The sequence below is a fragment of the Streptomyces sp. NPDC048612 genome, assembly GCF_043199295.1.
GTDB lineage: Bacteria > Actinomycetota > Actinomycetes > Streptomycetales > Streptomycetaceae > Streptomyces.
In genome coordinates this window covers 13,885-28,843 of the sequence record NZ_JBICVV010000016.1, presented here as the reverse complement: position 1 = coordinate 28,843, position 14,959 = coordinate 13,885, and the positions used below count along the sequence as shown (strand labels likewise).

The 14,959-nt window shown below is 71.8% G+C and carries 12 protein-coding genes; 7 read left to right on the top strand and 5 right to left on the bottom strand.

Translation table 11 applies throughout. From position 1 onward, the window contains the following. Nucleotides 1-80 precede the first annotated feature (80 nt). Nucleotides 81-719 carry a PRC-barrel domain-containing protein gene (locus tag ACGFN2_RS23210; protein ID WP_393363364.1) on the top strand — a complete coding sequence of 213 codons (639 nt, stop codon included), beginning with the start codon at nucleotides 81-83 and terminating at the stop codon, nucleotides 717-719. Between the two features lie 90 nt (nucleotides 720-809). Next, entirely contained in the window at nucleotides 810-1,409 is a 600-nt protein-coding gene (locus ACGFN2_RS23205; protein ID WP_362610755.1) for a TetR/AcrR family transcriptional regulator, read from the top strand. A 91-nt stretch (nucleotides 1,410-1,500) separates the two neighbouring features. On the opposite strand, the gene ACGFN2_RS23200 is transcribed toward ACGFN2_RS23205, so the two are convergent. Beyond that, nucleotides 1,501-3,126, bottom strand: a complete 1,626-nt coding sequence (locus ACGFN2_RS23200; RefSeq protein WP_393363361.1) for a DHA2 family efflux MFS transporter permease subunit — start codon at nucleotides 3,124-3,126, stop codon at nucleotides 1,501-1,503. A gap of 333 nt (nucleotides 3,127-3,459) precedes the next feature. Further along, the gene (locus ACGFN2_RS23195; protein WP_362610750.1) at nucleotides 3,460-4,800 is read right to left on the bottom strand and encodes a helix-turn-helix domain-containing protein; all 1,341 of its coding nucleotides are present in this window, start codon (nucleotides 4,798-4,800) and stop codon (nucleotides 3,460-3,462) included. 261 nt (nucleotides 4,801-5,061) lie between these two features. Between ACGFN2_RS23195 and ACGFN2_RS23190 the strand changes: the two genes are divergently transcribed. Together ACGFN2_RS23190 and pruA are read left to right on the top strand one after the other, a co-directional pair. Continuing rightward, a complete protein-coding gene (locus tag ACGFN2_RS23190; protein ID WP_362610748.1) occupies nucleotides 5,062-5,988 on the top strand; it encodes a proline dehydrogenase family protein in 927 nt (308 codons plus the stop codon). A gap of 163 nt (nucleotides 5,989-6,151) precedes the next feature. Continuing rightward, nucleotides 6,152-7,783 (top strand): L-glutamate gamma-semialdehyde dehydrogenase, encoded by a 1,632-nt coding sequence (pruA, locus tag ACGFN2_RS23185; RefSeq protein ID WP_393363357.1) that lies wholly within the window; start codon nucleotides 6,152-6,154, stop codon nucleotides 7,781-7,783. Nucleotides 7,784-7,851: 68 nt separating this feature from the next. On the opposite strand, the gene ACGFN2_RS23180 is transcribed toward pruA, so the two are convergent. Then, nucleotides 7,852-8,535 (bottom strand): Uma2 family endonuclease, encoded by a 684-nt coding sequence (locus ACGFN2_RS23180; RefSeq protein ID WP_362610743.1) that lies wholly within the window; start codon nucleotides 8,533-8,535, stop codon nucleotides 7,852-7,854. A 350-nt stretch (nucleotides 8,536-8,885) separates the two neighbouring features. Here ACGFN2_RS23180 and ACGFN2_RS23175 point away from each other — a divergent pair, with 350 nt between their 5' ends. Then, complete coding sequence (locus tag ACGFN2_RS23175; RefSeq protein ID WP_362610740.1) at nucleotides 8,886-9,017, top strand: hypothetical protein; 132 nt, start codon at nucleotides 8,886-8,888, stop codon at nucleotides 9,015-9,017. Between the two features lie 161 nt (nucleotides 9,018-9,178). Here ACGFN2_RS23175 and ACGFN2_RS23170 read toward each other — a convergent pair whose 3' ends face one another. After that, nucleotides 9,179-10,786 (bottom strand): fibronectin type III domain-containing protein, encoded by a 1,608-nt coding sequence (locus ACGFN2_RS23170; RefSeq protein ID WP_393363354.1) that lies wholly within the window; start codon nucleotides 10,784-10,786, stop codon nucleotides 9,179-9,181. 129 nt (nucleotides 10,787-10,915) lie between these two features. On the opposite strand from ACGFN2_RS23170, the gene ACGFN2_RS23165 reads away from it, so the two are divergent. Then, a complete protein-coding gene (locus ACGFN2_RS23165; protein WP_393363351.1) occupies nucleotides 10,916-11,956 on the top strand; it encodes a 3-isopropylmalate dehydrogenase in 1,041 nt (346 codons plus the stop codon). 372 nt (nucleotides 11,957-12,328) lie between these two features. Continuing rightward, nucleotides 12,329-13,411 (top strand): branched-chain amino acid aminotransferase, encoded by a 1,083-nt coding sequence (locus ACGFN2_RS23160; RefSeq protein ID WP_393363348.1) that lies wholly within the window; start codon nucleotides 12,329-12,331, stop codon nucleotides 13,409-13,411. Between the two features lie 85 nt (nucleotides 13,412-13,496). Here the strand turns inward: ACGFN2_RS23160 and ACGFN2_RS23155 are convergent, their stop codons facing one another. Further along, a complete protein-coding gene (locus tag ACGFN2_RS23155) occupies nucleotides 13,497-14,957 on the bottom strand; it encodes a cytosine permease (RefSeq protein ID WP_393363345.1) in 1,461 nt (486 codons plus the stop codon). Nucleotides 14,958-14,959: the final 2 nt, after the last annotated feature.

Below are 14,959 nucleotides of genomic sequence, written 5' to 3'. Positions count from 1 at the left end.
GACTCGCTGGGGAGATGTTCGCGTCGCGCAATGGGAACTGCGCGTGCCCCCGCCGGTGCGTGCGGAAGGAGAGCGACGCCATGAATGCACCCCTGGGGGACGCCCCGCAGAGTCTCACCGGCCTGCATGTGGTCGATGCGGACGGCGCGAAGGTGGGCCGGGTCCAGCAGGTCTACCGGGACGATGCCACCAACGAGCCCGAGTGGATCACGGTGCGCACCGGGCTGTTCGGGATGAAGGAGACCTTCATCCCGCTCGCCGGCGCCCGGCGGACCGGCGACGAACTGCATGTTCCGCACGCCAAGGCCACCATCAAGGACGCGCCGCGGATCGACGCCGACGGCCATCTCGACCCCTCCGAGGAGACCGAGCTGTACCGGCACTACGGGATGACCCGGCCGGGCACCCCCGACCCGGGCTCCACCGCCCCGGACGCCGCCGACCAGGGCGGAGCCGCATCCCGTCCCGGCCCCCGGGCGACGGAGGGCGCCGCGCCCCCTCCCACGGGCGGCGAGCGCAACAAGCTGGTCGAGGGGCCGATGGCGGGCGCGGGATCGGGTACCCGGGCCGGACCGCGGGACGGCGACACCGCACGCGGCAAGGAGCAGCTGCCCGAGACCGGACCCGCGGAACACGAGGGCCGGGCCCGTCCGCGCGAGGGGGAGCGGGGCTTCGGCGACGGCGCGGGCGGGCGCGAGGGGCCGGACCGGCCGCGGTGACCGGAGCCGGGCGGCGGGGCGCCCGCAAGCTGTACGTACGTCTAAAACGGGCGTCTGGTACGAGCGTATGTGTGGCGATAGGCTGCCGTCATGGGACACCGTGAAGATCTCCTGGAGGGCGCCAAGCGCTGCCTCCTGGAGAAGGGATACGCGCGCACCACCGCCCGCGACATCGTCGCCGCGTCCGGCGCCAACCTCGCCTCCATCGGCTACCACTACGGCTCCAAGGACGCCCTGATGCGCCAGGCGATCATCGCGTCCAGCGAGGAGTGGGGAGCCGGCGTGGCCCAGGTGCCGCCCGCCGACGAGCCGCGGCCCGGCGACGCCGACCCGCTGGAGCGGTTCGCCGAGGTCTGGGACCTGTTCCTGCAACGGATCGCCACGGAGCGGGAGTTCATCGCCGCACAGGTCGAGGTGCTGGGGCTGCTGCCGCGCGACGCGGCGCTGCGCGAGGCGATCGGCGAGGTGCTCCCGGAGGGCGGCGAGGGGCTCGTCGCGGTCTTCGAAGGGGTGCCGGACACCGAGGTCGACGCGGAGTCCGCACGCGTGGTCGGCTCCTTCTACCAGGCGCTGCTCACCGGCCTGATGGTCCAGTCGCTGCTGACCCCCGACACCATGCCCTCCGGCCAGGATCTGGCGACCGCACTGCGCCGGGTCACCGCGGGCGAGGTGCTGGGCAAGAAGGGGTGACGCAGGGTGGGGAAGCGGGCTGACCGGCCGGGCGCCGGCCAGGGCCCGGCGACGGCCGCGGCCACTGGCCGCGACCGCCGTCATCGCGGGGTCAGCCCTGCGGCGCGGTCTCGGCCCGCTCCTTCCGGACCGGCGCGGCAGCCGCCGTCCTCTGCGGGCGGAACAGGAGGCAGAGCGCGGCGGCGGCCACCAGGACCAGGGCGCATGCCAGGAGGACGGTCCGCAGGGCTTCGGTGAAGCCGGCGGCGAAGGTCTCGGCGGCGACGCGTTCGTACAGCGCGGCCGCGGCCCGGGTCAGGCCGCCGGGCGGCGTGGGCGGACCGTACTGCTGCGCGGCGGCGGCACTGTCCTCGATGAACCGGGCGCGCAGGTGCTCCGGGAGCCGGCCGGCCTGTCGCTCGGCCGCGTCGCGCAGTGTCGAGGAGAGGCGGGCCGACAGCAGGGCACCCAGCACGGCGGTACCGAGGACGCCGCCGATCTGCCGGGTGGTGCCGGAGACGCCGGAGGCCGCCCCGGCCAGCCGCGGGTCCACGCCGTCCGTGGTGGCCTGCTGCAGCGGCGCGAAGGTCGCGCCGCTGGCGATCCCGATGAGGAGCAGCCCCGGCAGCAGGCTCCCCACGCCGCCGTCCGGGCCGGCCATGGACAGCAGCACCAGCAGGCCGACGGCCAGCAGCGTCATCCCGCTCATCAGGACGTACGTGCCGCCGAAGCGGTCCGACAGCCGCCCCGCGTACGCCGAACCGACCGCGGTGAGCACGGCGTTCGGCAGCACCACCAGGCCGGTCTCCAGCGCCGAGTACCCGCGCGCCGTCTGCAGGTACAGCACCAGCACGAACATGATGCCGATCATGCCGAGCTGGAAGACGAACCCGACCCCGTTGCCGACCGCGAAGTTGCGGGTGCGGAACAGGGCCGGCGGCATCAGGGGCTCACCGCGCTGCCGGTGCTGCCAGAGGACGAACACCGCCAGCAGGACGACGCCCGCCACGAGGACCGAGGTGATGGTGACCGGCCCGGCGACGGTGCCCCAGTCGTAGCGCTCCCCCTCGATCAGGCCGAACACGATGCCGCTCAGCCCGGCGGTGGCCAGCACGACGCCGGCCAGGTCCAGCCGGTGGGTCCGGCCCGAGCGCATGGGCGGCGCGCAGGTCAGTGCCAGCACGGCGGTGACGATGCCGACCGGGACGTTGAGGAAGAAGATCCAGCGCCAGCCGAGGTGGGCGAGCAGGAAGCCGCCGGCGACCGGGCCGACGACCGGGGCGAGACCGGCGATCACGCCGAACAGGCCGAACGCGCGGCCCCGCAGCCGCGGCGGGAAGATCGTCAGAATCGCCGAGATGACCTGCGGGAACAGCAGCGCCCCGCCCAGTCCCTGCAACGCCCTGGCGGCCAGCAGCTGGGCCGGTGAGCCGGCCAGCCCGCACAGCGCGGAGGCGACGGTGAAGGTGCTGACGCCGAGGACGTACAGCCTGCGGTATCCGAAGAGGTCGCCCAGCCGCCCGGTGCTGATCAGCAGCACCGAGAAGACCAGCAGATAGCCGTCGATGAGCCACAGCACCTGGTCGTAGGAGGCGTTCAGGCTGTGGATCAGCGTGGGGACGGCGACGTTGATGACGGAGCCGTCGAGCAGCGACATGAAGAAGCCGGTGCACATGATCGCGAGTACCCGCCACGGACGGTGCGTGGGCGGGTGAGAAGTGGAGTGGACTTCCGGCATTCCGGAAACCTCCCTGAGGAACCGGCTCTGCGGCTGGTGACGCGGACCGGGCCGCTGGTGCCGGAGGAGCACTCACGCCGGAACACGGTCCCCGGCGGATCACCCCCGGGCCCCCGGAGAGCACCGGAAGGGCTGACGCACGTCGTCACCATCACAGAACACCCTTGTCAGGATGTGATGAGTGACTTCCACCTTCCCCGTGTCATCGGGACCCGGGGGAAGCTGGTTGGCGAGGCGGAGAGCCCAACGGTGAGAAGTCGGCTCGCACCGTAACACAGCGCCCTGGGCACGCGGTTGAGACCGCGTCAGGCCGGTCGCGGACCCTTGGGGCGTTCAGAGCCGCGCCGCTTTGAGGGCCATGTGCAGCAGCAGCCGGTGTTCGCCGTCGGCCAGGTCGAGGCCGGTCAGCTTCTCCACCCGGCCGAGGCGGTAGTAGAGCGTCTGCCGGTGGATACCCAGGGCCTGTGCGGTACGGCTCGCCTGGCCCGCGCAGTCGAGGAACACCTCGGCGGTGCGGGCGAGTTCCGCGTGTGCGGGGGCCAGCAGCGGGCCGATGGCCGGGTCGGGGGCGGTGCCCGGCAGGGCGGTCAGCATGCGGTACGCGCCGATGGCGTCCCACTGGGTGATCGGGCCCAGCCGGGGCTCGGCGTGCGCCGCGCGGGCCGCGTGCAGCGCCTCCCGCCAGGTGGCCGGGAGATCGGTCAGCTCCCTTGTCCCGGCGCCGATTCCGGCGGCACCGGGCCGGAGCGGCGGGGGCGGCCCGGCGTCGGCGCCCTTCCGGCCGCCGCGCGGCGCCTCGGCCGCCGCGGCGCCCGCACGCGGGGAGCGCAGCAGATGCTCGGCCACCGCGTGGGCCGGGCCGGACGCGCCGGACGAGCGCAGGCGGACCAGCGCGGCCAGGGCGGGTACGGGCTGCGGGCGGGCGGCGGGCCCGGTGCGGCCGTCGCGTCCCGGGGCGGGCTCCGGCTCGTCCGTCCCTGTGGCCGGTCCGTCCGCCGGGCCGCCCGCCGGCAAGGCGCAGGCCGCGAGCAGGCCGGGGAGGCTCGGCAGCGGTGCCGCGTCGGTGTCCGAGGTGTCCCAGGGCAGCACCGCGACGAGGGTGAGCGGGGCGCCCGGGGTGAAGCGCAGGCTGTCCCGCAGCGCGTCCCGCAGCGCGGCCGCCGCGGCAGGCCGCCCGTCGGGCTGTGCGACCAGCAACTCCCGCAGCAGATCGGCGAGTTCGGAGCCGGCGCGGGCCTCGTCGGCCAGGAGTGCGCCGATCCGGGTGGCGGTCTCCATCGCCTGCGCGATCCGCGGGTCGGGCGGCGCGCCCCGGCCGCCCAGTTCGAGGTCGGTCAGATGTCCGTCGTCCAGCAGCCAGACATAGCCGTGCACGACACCCCGATGGCGTACGGGCAGACAGATACGGCCCCGGAAGACCCCGGCGGCCGGGTCGGGCGGAATGCGCAGCGGGGTCTTGGCGCGGGCGATCCCGAAGGCCTCGAACCAGGCCCGTACGGCCGCCGAGGAGCGGCGCTGCAGGATCGAGCGGGTGCGGACCGGGTCCATCACCTCGTCGTCGTCGCCCTCGTGCGCGCCGAACGCGATCAGCCCGAAATCCCGGTCCTCCAGCGTCGCCGGTGCGCCGAGCGCCGCCGAGATCTCGTCCACGAGCTGCTGGTAGTCGCCCCGCATCGGCCGTCCGGCCCCTCTCCTGTCATCACACCACCGGCACCGCCGGTGACTCGGACACCTCTCACACCACTGGCACCACTGGCACGGTCACCTCACCCCCATTCTCATACATCTGTCTGAGATCCCGACCACGAAGGCGTGACAGCTGTCGATGGCCGGGAAGTGGCGCGATCCTTAAGTTTCAGGTGGCTCAATATTGCCGACGCGTTCGCCCGCCCGGTGTCCGCCCGGTACTTGTCACCCTGAATCGTGGAGGTGCCCATGCTGGGTCCCGTGCTTCTGGCCGCAGCGCGCAGCGACAGCATCCGCCGGATCGTCGCCGCCGCCCCGGTCACCCGGCCGGTGGTGAACCGGTTCGTCGCCGGCGAGCGCCTGGACGAGTCCATGGCGGCCGTCCGGTCGCTGGCCGCCCGTGGCCTGGAGGTCACCCTCGACCACCTGGGCGAGGACATCACCGACCCGGCCGAGGCGCTGCGCAACCGCGACGCCTACCTCCAGCTGGCCGCGGCTCTCAAGGAGCACGGACTCGGCGTCAAGGCCGAGATGTCGGTCAAGCTGTCCGCCTTCGGGCAGGCGCTGTCCGGCGGCCATGAACTGGCGCTGAAGAACGTCACCCCGGTGGTCGAGGCCGCCGCCGAGGCCGGGACGACCGTGACCCTCGACATGGAGGACCACACCACGGTCGACTCCACCCTCGCGATCCTCGCCGACCTGCGGGAACGCTTTCCCCAGACGGGCGCGGTGGTCCAGTCCTACCTCTTCCGTACCGAGGACGACTGCCACGCCCTCGCCGGGGAAGGCTCCCGGGTGCGGCTGGTCAAGGGCGCGTACAAGGAGCCCGCGACCGTCGCCTTCCAGGACAAGCGGGAGGTCGACAAGGCCTATGTGCGGTGCCTGAAGATCCTCATGGCGGGGGAGGGCTACCCCATGATCGGGTCGCACGACCCGCGGATGGTGGCCATCGGCCAGGAGCTGGCGCACCGCAACGGCCGCAAGCCGGCCGACTACGAATTCCAGATGCTGTACGGCATCCGTGAGGCCGAGCAGCAGCGGCTGGTCGCCGAAGGGCACCGGATGCGGGTGTACATCCCCTACGGCACCGACTGGTACGGCTACTTCATGCGCCGACTGGCCGAGCGCCCCGCGAACCTCGGGTTCTTCCTGCGGTCGCTGGCGACCCGCGGCTGATCTTCGCGCCTGATCGCCCCGCCGGGGCGGGCGCGGGTGGATGCTGGAAGCCGGGGGAGACATCTCCGTGCGGCGCCGCCCGCGGCCGCCCACCCGAAGCGGCCGCGGCCGCACCACCGACGTACGAAAACCGACGAGCGAAATCGAAGGAGACACGGCCGCTATGGACGCTGTGACCCAGGTCCCCGTGCCGGTGAACGAGCCGGTCCACACCTACGCCCCCGGCAGCCCGGAGCGTTCCCGCCTGGAGGCCAAGCTCAAGGAGCTGGCCGGCAACCCGATCGAGCTGCCCATGACCATTGGCGGCGAGCAGCGGATGGGCGGCGGCGAGCGCTTCGACGTCGTGCAGCCGCACAACCACTCCGCCCGTCTCGGCACGTACGCCAACGCCACGGTCAAGGACGGCCAGGACGCGGTCGACGCCGCGCTGGCCGCCGCCCCGGCCTGGCGCGCGCTGTCCTTCGACGACCGCGCCGCGATCATCCTCAAGGCCGCCGACCTGCTCTCCGGCCCCTGGCGCGAGACGATGGCCGCCGCCACCATGCTCGGCCAGTCCAAGACCGCTCAGCAGGCCGAGATCGACACCCCCTGCGAGCTCATCGACTTCTGGCGCTTCAACGTGCACTTCGCGCGCCAGATCCTCGCCGAGCAGCCCCCGGCGAACTCCCCGGGCGTCTGGAACCGCTCGGACCACCGCCCCCTCGAAGGCTTCGTCTACGCGATCACGCCCTTCAACTTCACCGCGATCGCCGGCAACCTCCCGACCGCGCCCGCCCTCATGGGCAACACCGTGGTCTGGAAGCCGTCCCCGACGCAGACCTACGCCGCCGTGCTGCTGATGCAGCTGCTGGAGGAGGCCGGGCTGCCCAAGGGCGTCATCAACCTCGTCACCGGCGACGGCAAGGACGTCTCCGAGGTCGCGCTGACCCACCCGGACCTCGCGGGCATCCACTTCACCGGCTCGACCAAGACCTTCCAGTACCTGTGGAAGACGGTCGGCAACAACATCGAGAACTACAAGACCTACCCGCGTCTGGTCGGCGAGACCGGCGGCAAGGACTTCATCGTCGCCCACCCCTCGGCCGACCGCGCCGTGCTGAAGACCGCCATGACCCGTGGCGCCTTCGAGTTCCAGGGCCAGAAGTGCTCCGCGGCCTCCCGCGCCTACGTCCCGGCGTCGCTGTGGAACTCCGGGCTCAAGGAGGAGTTCGCCGCCGAGGTCGACGCCCTGTCCATGGGCGACGTCTCGGACCTGTCGAACTTCATGTCCGCCGTCATCGACGAGCGCTCGTTCGCCAAGAACAAGGCGGCGATCGACCGCGCCAAGGCCGACCCGACCGTCGAGGTCGTCGCCGGCGGTACGTACGACGACAGCGAGGGCTACTTCGTCCGCCCGACGGTCCTGGTCTCCACCGACCCGGAGAACGAGATCTTCAAGGACGAGTACTTCGGCCCGATCCTCGGCGTCTACGTCTACGACGACGCCGACTACGACACCATGCTCACCCAGATGGAGTCGGCCTCGGCGTACGGCCTGACCGGTTGCGTCATCGCCCGGGACCGCGCCGAGGCGGCCCGCACCTGCGAGCTGCTGCGCTTCGCGGCCGGCAACTTCTACATCAACGACAAGCCGACCGGCGCCGTCGTCGGCCAGCAGCCCTTCGGCGGCGGCCGCGCGTCCGGCACCAACGACAAGGCCGGCGCCAAGCAGAACCTGATGCGCTGGACCTCCACCCGCTCCATCAAGGAGACGCTGGTCCCGCCGACGGACTACCGCTACCCGCACATGGGCTGACGTCCGACGGCCGCACGCCGACGGCCCGGCACCCCTCTCCCCGGGGGCGCCGGGCCGTCGGCATGTTCTCAGGCTTTGCGCGGAGGGCCGGTGATGGCCTCGCCGATGGTGAAGCCCTTGGCGGGGCCGTCGGGGATGACGACGTCGATTCCGTACCGCGCGCGGTGACTCTGGGCATAGGTGGCTTCGCCGGGGCTCGGCGAGGACAGAACGGTGACGGTGCCCATGCCGTCGTAGTCGTCGATGAGGATGTAGACGGGGATTCCGGCACGGGCGTAGGCGCGGCGCTTGCGGACGCGGTCGCGCTGCTTGCAGTCATGACCGGGCGAGACCACCTCGGCGACGAGTGCTACGCAGCCGACGTCGAGGCCAATCCCGTCTTCGGCCACGTATTCGGTGTCGTCTCCGAAGGCGGTGATGGCGTCTTCGAGGGCGATGATGAGGTCCGGAATCCAGACCTTACGGCCGTGGATGATGTTCGTGTCATTGGTAACGGCATAGGCACTCGACTGCTTGTCGAGGTACTGCGTCAGTTGTCGGCGCAGTTGAAAGCTGATGCGGCTATGGCTGTGGCGACCGGTGGGCGACACCTCGATGGACCCCTCGATGATCTCGGCGTGGAAGCCCTCGGGGAGTTCCATGGCTTTCCATGCCTGCCACAGGACCTCGTCCAGCTCGGGTCCGGGGGTCGTGTCCTCCGGGGTCGTGATCTCCGGCATCGTCACGGGCGCCTCCTGCGCGAGCGCGGTCATGGTGCAGCACCTCCTCCTAAGTGTGGGCGGGCTCGGCCTCGTGGCACAAGCGACACCGCCACGCTAGGGAGATCCCGCGCCTCCATGACCAGCAAATATCCGGGGATCACTCGTTCGAGCACCCGCCCGCCGTCTCAGATAGTAGGAAGCCCAAGTAATTGTGCAGACATCACGGCCGAGCTGTCCTAGCGTTGTAGGAGCCGAACGTAACGCTCCATCGAGCGATTGCGGATGTGGCCCGGTGCGCGAGCGCAGGTGACCCCTGCCGTGCCGAGGCCCCCGCGTTTTCCGGCCGCTTCTGGATCGACGCATCCCATTTTCTCGGGGCTCTGGCATAGGAGACGTGAATCATGGCTGAGACTGCCGTCCGCAGGACCCGTCACGCCGCCCGTACGAACGGCGACACCGACCGCAGGAACGCCGCGGCCGCCCTCCAGCGTGCCCTCGACCGCCGTGACAACGGCGGCTCCACCGGGCACTGAGATGGTGCGCGCGCGACCCGGGTCGGTGCTGTCGCGGCCGGCGTCCATGCCCTGCCGCTGCTGCTGGCGCATCCGGCTGTCCGTGGCCCGGTGGCTCTTTCTCTCCTGAGCATTCCTGTAGGGGCACCCGGATTCCGGGTGCCCCTACAGGTGGGCGCTGATCATTCCGCGGGTGAGCGGGTCACCTCGAAGTGGTCGATGCGCTCGCCGGACTCGGCGAGGGCGGTGACCTTCATCCGCGGACGGCGGCCCGGGGTGACCTCGACGGCGATGAAGGAGTAGCCGGTGTAGCGGACCCGGGACCACTCCACGGTCTCCTTGGTCTTCTTCTGGCCCTTGGACCAGTGGTAGGTGTCCACGTGGTCGAGGTCCTTGACGTGGCCCTCGTAGCTGTCCGGCACGGGGAAGTCGTAGAGGGCCCGGCCCGCGCCGCCCGCGGTCACGTACACGATGCCCTCGCGGGTGGAGTCCACGCGCGCGCCGATCGGCATCTTCTTGGCGACCCGCCCGCCCTTGAGCGCGTCGGTCCGCTCGTAGACGTGGTTGTGGCCGTTGACGACCAGGTCCACCTGGTGCTTCTCGAACAGTGGCAGCCACGCGTCACGCACCGCGCCGTCGGAGGCGTGCGAGTTGGTGGTGGAGAAGGCGCAGTGGTGGAAGAACACCACGAGGAAGTCGATGCCGTCGGTGGCGCGCAGTTCGCCCAGCCGGCGGTCGAGCCAGCGGGTCTGCCGGCCGTCGGTGTAGCCCTGGTTGGCGGGGATCTCGTAGGAGATGTCGTTGGCGTCCAGGGCGACGACGGCGGTGTTGCCGTAGGTGAACGAGTAGACGCCGGGGGCGTGTTCGGCGTCCGGGCCGTTGCCGGGCAGGGTCCAGCGGGCGTTCTGGCCGCCGTAGCCGTTGGGGGAGTACCAGGCCTCCATGTCGTGGTTGCCGGTGGTCACCATCCACGGCACGGACTTGGCCACCGACTCGGTCTGTGCGAGGAACTGGTCCCAGACCCGGGCGTCGTAGGCGTCGTGCTCGGAGCCGTCGCCGTCGGTGTCCGCGTAGCAGATGTCGCCGGCGTGCAGGTGGAAGGACGGGTTCTGGCCCAGGATCAACTGGTCGTTGGCCAGGGCGTGGTAGCTCACGCCCTGGTCGCCGAAGGCGGTGAAGACGAACGGCTCGGGGCGGGCCGGGGCGGTGCGGAAGGTGCCGACGGTGGAGAAGTGGCGCGGGTCGGCCGGGTCGAAACCGTCGTGGCCGACGCCGTAGTAGTACGTGGTCCCCGGGCGCAGCCCGTCGAGCGCGGCGTGCAGGTAGTACTGCTGCACGGCCGGCAGCTTGGCGGACAGCGACGGGGTGTGCAGCGGGCGGACCTCGGCCTCGATCTTCCGCCCCAGGTCCCACGGCTCGATACCCACCCGCAGATACGGCCGCTTGACCGCGAACGGCACCTGCCAGCTCACCCGCATCTGGCTCTTCGGGTCGGCGCCGAAGGCCAGATGGCGGCCGAACGGGGCGACCAGCGCACCGTCGACGACGGCCGTGGCGGGCGAGGACAGCAGCGTGGGCGAGGCGGCCTGGGCCGAACCGGACAGCAGCCCGGAGCCCGCCACCACTCCCGCGGTGGCCGCCGAGGTGCGCAGCAGGCCTCTGCGGCTCAGCTTCGTACGGAGGTAGTCATGCTGTTCCGGCATGCTCATCCGGGCCGCCAGCTGCTCCGGGATGCCGACGCGGGGGGTGTGCGAGGGCAGGGGGGCGGACCCACGGGATGTTCCAGTCATGCCGCCGAATTTCGCAGCGTGATCCGACCGCTGTGGGGACAGCGGGTGAACGGGAGCTGACCGGCTCCCCATGTGTCCGTATGGCGGACGTTACGTGTCAATCACTGGGACGCGGCGTAGGGTCCAGACATGTCTCGCAGCATTCGCCTCGCAGTGATCCCCGGTGACGGTATCGGCCAGGAGGTCGTGGCCCAGGGCCTGAAGGTCCTGACCGCGGTCCTCCCGCAGGACGTCAAGCTGGAAACCCAGGAGTACGACCTGGGCGCCCGGCGATGGCATGCGACCGGTGAGACGCTGCCCGACGCGGAGCTGGAGTCGCTCAAGGGGCACGACGCGATCCTGCTCGGTGCGATCGGCGACCCGTCCGTACCGTCGGGTGTGCTGGAGCGCGGTCTGCTGCTCAAGCTCCGCTTCGCCTTCGACCACTTCGTCAACCTGCGCCCGTCGAAGCTCTTCCCCAACACCGCCACCCCGCTCGCCGGCCGCCCGGAGATCGACTTCGTCGTCGTCCGCGAGGGCACCGAGGGCCCCTACACCGGCAATGGCGGCTCGCTGCGCACCGGCACCCCCGCCGAGGTCGCCACCGAGGTCAGCCTCAACACCGCCTACGGCGTGGAGCGGGTGGTCCGCGACGCGTACGAGCGGGCCGACGCCCGCCCCCGCAAGAAGCTGACGCTGGTGCACAAGAACAACGTGCTGGTGTACGCGGGCCACATGTGGAAGAACATCTTCGACAAGGTCGGCCAGGAGTACCCCGAGGTCACCACCGACTATCTGCACGTCGACGCCGCGACGATCTTCTTCGTCACCCAGCCCGAGCGGTTCGACGTGATCGTCACCGACAACCTCTTCGGCGACATCCTCACCGACCTCGCCGCGGCCGTCACCGGCGGCATCGGCCTGGCCGCCTCCGGGAACATCAACCCGACCGGCGACTTCCCCTCGATGTTCGAGCCGGTGCACGGCTCCGCGCCGGACATCGCGGGCACCGGCAAGGCCGACCCCACGGCGACGATCCTCTCGGTGGCCCTGCTCCTGAACCACCTCGGCTACGCGCCGCAGGCCGCCCGCATCGAGGAGGCGGTGGCCGCCGACCTGGAGGCCCGGGACGGCTCGCCGCGCACCACGGACGAGATCGGTGACGCGCTCGCCGCACGCGTAGCGGGCTGAGGCCCCTCGCGCCGACACGCACCATGGACAGCGCCGGGCCTGCCAGGGCCCGGCGCTGTCCGCATGGGCCCGGCGGTGGGCCCGGCCCGGCCGGGTGCGACCATCGGACCCGGACCGCGTACGCGGTTCCGGCGGCGCGGACCCACGGGCGATAATCGGACGTGGCATCGTTGCCCGCGAGGAAACTCGGACGTCCCAGTAACGGCCGGTACGTTCAAGAGCCTCATGAGCGCGGCCGCCACAACCGCACCCTTGCCGCACGGCGGGGGCCTGACCCCTTGCCCCGGCCGGAGGGCTGGGCCGGGGGGTGCTCCCCAGCCGACGCTGGGAGGTACCCCCAGGTATCGCACACGCAGTGAAGGACACACATCCATGACGACGATCGAGCTCAAGCCCTCCTCGCACCCGCTGTCCGACGCGGAGCGGGAGCAGATCCTGGCCGCCCCCGGCTTCGGCCGCCACTTCACCGACCACATGGTGACGATCAAGTGGACGGAGGGCCGCGGCTGGCACGACGGGCAGCTCGTGCCGTACGGCCCGCTCTCCCTCGACCCGGCGACCAATGTCCTGCACTACGCCCAGGAGATCTTCGAGGGCCTCAAGGCGTACCGCCGGCCCGACGGCTCCGTCGCCACCTTCCGGCCGGACGCCAACGCCCGGCGCTTCCAGGCTTCCGCCCGCCGGCTGGCCATGCCGGAGCTGCCCGTCGAGACCTTCATCGAGGCCTGCGACCTGCTCGTCCAGCAGGACAAGGACTGGGTGCCCGCGCACGGCGGCGAGGAGTCGCTCTACCTGCGCCCCTTCATGATCGCGACCGAGGTCGGCCTGGGCGTGAAGCCCGCCAACGAGTACCTCTTCGTCGTCATCGCCTCGCCGGCCGGCGCGTACTTCGCCGGCGGCGTCAAGCCGGTCTCCATCTGGCTGTCCGAGAACCGGGTGCGGGCCGTCCCCGGCGGTATGGGCGACGCCAAGACCGGCGGCAACTACGCCGCCTCGCTGCTCGCGCAGGCCGAGGCCGCCGAGCAGGGCTGCGACCAGGTCGCCTACCTCGACGCCGTGGAGCACAAGTGGGTCGAGGAACTCGGCGGGATGAACCTCTACTTCGTCTACGGCGACAAGATCGTCACACCCACGCTGACCGGCTCGCTGCTCGCCGGGGTCACCCGTGACTCCCTGCTGTCCGTGGCCCGCGACCTGGGCTACGAGTCCGAGGAGGCCCGGGTCTCCATCGACCAGTGGAAGGCCGACACCGAGAACGGCACCCTCACCGAGGTCTTCGCCTGCGGCACCGCCGCCGTGATCACCCCGGTCGGCACGGTCAAGAGCGCGGGCGGCGAGTGGACCCAGTCCGACGGCGAGCCCGGCAAGGTCACGCTGAAGCTGCGCGAGGCGCTCCTCGACATCCAGCGGGGTGTCGCCGAGGACCGGCACGGCTGGATGCACGAGCTGGGCTGAGCCCGCCGACGGCCGTGTGCCCGGACCCGGACGGGGCCGCCCCCTTTGAGTGCCTGGGGGCGGCCCCGTCCGGGTCCGGGCCGGTTCAGCCGGCCTCCGCGGGGGCTTCCGCCGCCGGGGCCGGGGCCGGGGGAGCGGACGGCCGGGCGTGCGGCGCCGCGACCGGACCCGGGTCCCGGACGGTGAGGGCCAGATACGCGAGCCCGCCCACGGCCGCCGCGAGCAGGAAGCTGAGGTCGATTCCGCCGGTCAGCGGCAGCAGCGGCCCCCGGTAGAGCGGGGTGTCCACGCCCATCAGGCCGACCAGCGAACCCAGCGCCCAGGCCGGCGTCGCCCGGACGTGCCAGCCCGCCCGGTACCAGTACACGCCTCCACGGGTGCCGCGGTTGTGGACCTGGAGCGACTCCGGGTCGTAGGCGCCGCGGCAGCGGACGAAGCCGATCACGGTGATCACCGCCCAGGGCGTCCCGACGGCGGTCATCAGCAGCACGAACGAGGTCATCGCGTCCTGCGCCGCCCACAGGAAGTGGCCGGCGTAGACCAGCGTGGTCGCGACCGCGGCGACGACGTAGGTGGCCTGGGTGCGGGTCGCGCGCGGCAGGATCGCGTCCAGGTCGAGGCCCATGCTGTAGAGCATCAGCCCGGCGTTGCCGACGGAGCCGGCCGAGGCGTTGAGCAGCAGCGGCGCCAGGTACCAGAGCGGCGCGCCGGCCACCAGCGGGCCCGCGTAGTCCGTTCCCGCGCCGACCGCGAGCGCGGTGAACGTGCCGAAGAGCTGCGGCACCAGCAGGCCCACGAGCAGGCCGAGGCAGGTGGCGCCGAAGACCTTCCGGGCGCTGTGCCGGCGCGGGGAGATGTAGCGGCTGTAGTCGCCGAGCAGGGTGATGAAGGCGATGGGGCCGCTCAGGCCGGCGGAGACGGCGGCCAGCAGCCAGGTCTGCCAGAAGCCGCCGAGCAGATACGTGCTGCCGGGCGGCGCGGCGGTGGTGAAGGTGTCGGCGTAGGCCACGACGCCGACGGCCAGCAGCACGGTCAGCCCGAGGGCCAGCACCTTGCTCAGCCGCAGCAGCACCCGGTAGCCGTAGACCGCGCCGGCGGCGGTGGCACCGGCCAGCAGGGCGTAGACCAGGGCGTGGACCGTGCCGTTCGGCGGCAGTCCGGTCAGCCGGTGCAGACAGCCCACCACCGCGTCGCCGCCCACCCACAGGGTCAGCGCGGTGTAGCCCAGCGACAGCAGCAGGCCGATGACCGAGCCGATCAGCCGGCCGCGCACGCCGAAGTGGGCACCGCTGCTGGTGGAGAGGTTGGTGGCGCTGCGCAGGGAGACCAGGGCGAGCGGGGCGGTCAGCAGGGTGCCGGCGGCGGTGCCCGCCGCCAGGGAGGTCACCGAGGGCCAGAAGCCGAGCCCGAAGGAGACCGGGAGCCAGCCGAAGATCACCACACCGAGCGCGAGGTTCGACCCGAGCAGGATCGAGACCAGGTCGCGGGGGCCGCTGGTGCGTTCCTCGTCCGGGACGGTGTCGACTCCGCGTTGTTCGATCGGCATGA